The sequence below is a fragment of the Microcoleus sp. S13_C3 genome, assembly GCF_036700905.1.
Classification (GTDB): Bacteria; Cyanobacteriota; Cyanobacteriia; order Cyanobacteriales; family Microcoleaceae; genus Microcoleus.
The window spans coordinates 1-1,899 of sequence record NZ_JAUBPT010000336.1 but is presented as its reverse complement, the minus strand read 5'-3'; the positions used below and the strand labels follow the sequence as shown (position 1 = coordinate 1,899).

At 40.6% G+C, this 1,899-nt stretch carries 2 protein-coding genes and 1 pseudogene; all 3 read right to left on the bottom strand.

Going from position 1 to position 1,899, the window contains the following annotated elements; all coding sequences use genetic code 11:
• Positions 1-215: 215 nt before the first annotated feature.
• Complete coding sequence (locus QUA16_RS36525) at positions 216-500, bottom strand: hypothetical protein (protein WP_333109698.1); 285 nt, start codon at positions 498-500, stop codon at positions 216-218.
• Positions 501-646: 146 nt separating this feature from the next.
• Entirely contained in the window at positions 647-895 is a 249-nt protein-coding gene (locus tag QUA16_RS36520) for a DUF4926 domain-containing protein (protein WP_333109700.1), read from the bottom strand.
• 261 nt (positions 896-1,156) lie between these two features.
• Positions 1,157-1,899, bottom strand: a pseudogene (locus QUA16_RS36515) (SAM-dependent methyltransferase); the annotation flags it as partial.

Below are 1,899 nucleotides of genomic sequence, written 5' to 3'. Positions count from 1 at the left end.
AAGAGGAGAGGGGGAGAGGATTTGACGATTGTTGATCGGGACTCGAAATATGCAATTTAAATGAACAACAGCTTAATCGGCTATTTCGGGAATAATAACTCGAATATTGGATGTAATAAGTGTTTGCAACCAGCGAGTACAAAGAGTGCTTTCAGGAGATAGCTTTGGATTCGTAACTAAACCAATTGGTCCTGCGTCCAGAAAAACGACTCTGCTCACCAAGTTACACCTTTTAATTCAATAGGAAATAGCTTGCGTTCAGATAAACGATCTTCGTCAAGAGCATGAATCAGATACTCACCTGTTTCTTGCTGCTCTTCGGCATCTTCTTCATCCATCCAAGACTGAAGCAGATTAACCAATTTTGCCTGCTTTTGTTTTAGCAGAATATATTCTATCAGCATTTGCCGAGTGTATGCTTCCGTCGAAAGCCCTTGCTCTTGTGCTCTTTGTGTTAAGTATTGCTCTATTTCTGGTGTCAGAGTGAGGGTGAGTGTCATAGGTGTTTTTATAGCTCTACCCTTATACTTTACAACCTACTAGGCTAAGCTGGCGATCGATCGTTGCCCATCACCCGCCGCAGATAACCTCTCGCTCCCAACCAATAACTTTGATAGAGTCGGGTACGTGGGCGTTGTTGTGCCGCTTATACTGTAACCATTTCGGATTTAATATCAGGTGATGCTGGCTCAAAATACAACACCATGATTTGCTCTGGATGCAGCCCGACAGATTCATAAGTGCGTCCATTGCGATCGCTAAATTCAACCTCAAACGCTGCACCATCAGCCAACAGTTCAACCACAGTCCCAACTTGTCCGCGCCAGAGGTTGTATTCAGGAATATCAACGGTCAATGCAACGACATCGAGTAATTTAATTGTATTGTTTGCCACTCTTATTACCTCCAGGCACTACAGAGGATAGCAGCTTGTTAATCAGCGCTATCATAGGGCTTACGCCAGTCTCTCATCTGTAGGGTGCGGATCTGTGAGATTTTCAATGGAACTTGCAGATTGTAGATGGCGACGCACCTTACCCTATTAGAAACCGAATAAGGAATTTGGAAGGATATCACGATTTTTTACGTATTCTCTCAAAAATAGCAGCCTAAATTCTCCCAGAAAAAGTCAATATTTAGCTGTATTCATCTGCTTTTATCTGCGTGCATCTGCGGTTAAATATTCCAAATCTGCCAGCAGTGACAGATTCAGACAATTTAAGACACTGGATTTGATCGGACGCTTTTCATCCCAAAATACCATCGATGAATAAAATTTAATTGCTGCCGATGAATTCAAAAGGTCAAAAGTTTTACGTGCAACTCGTTCGTTTTCAAAGCTTAGAAAATAAACAGTATCATCGAAAATCACAGGTTTATTAGCGATTCCACTTATCAATCTGAAATCCAATTTTTTATAAAGTCCGCAAATTGCTATCTTCCAAAAATTGAAACTATAATCGCCAACCCCAAAAATAGAAAAGCGAGGATTGTGCTGATAAATTTTGCTTTTGCGATTGTCTAGATATTGTCCGCACTCCTCCAGATAGCGCCAGGTTTTAGGAGCGATATCTCTGATAGGTTCGGTTGACTCGCCAATAAATTTTTGAGTTACTAAAATATAGCGGTTTGTGGCATTAATTCGATTTTGAGCGACATCCGATCCTTTAAGTAGCGGAAATAAATAAGTTTCCTCAAGCTCGACAGCTTCCCCAAATCCATTGACAAACAAATTATCAATTTTCCGAAACTCCATCACATTCGAGCAGTCATGTTTGACGCCAGAACGCCATTTCGTTCCTGAATTTACAACATATAAATCACTCAATTTATTGAAAGAATCTATATCTTTAACCAGGAGATTGTTGTGATATCCGATTCGATGGCTGTCAGAAGTTT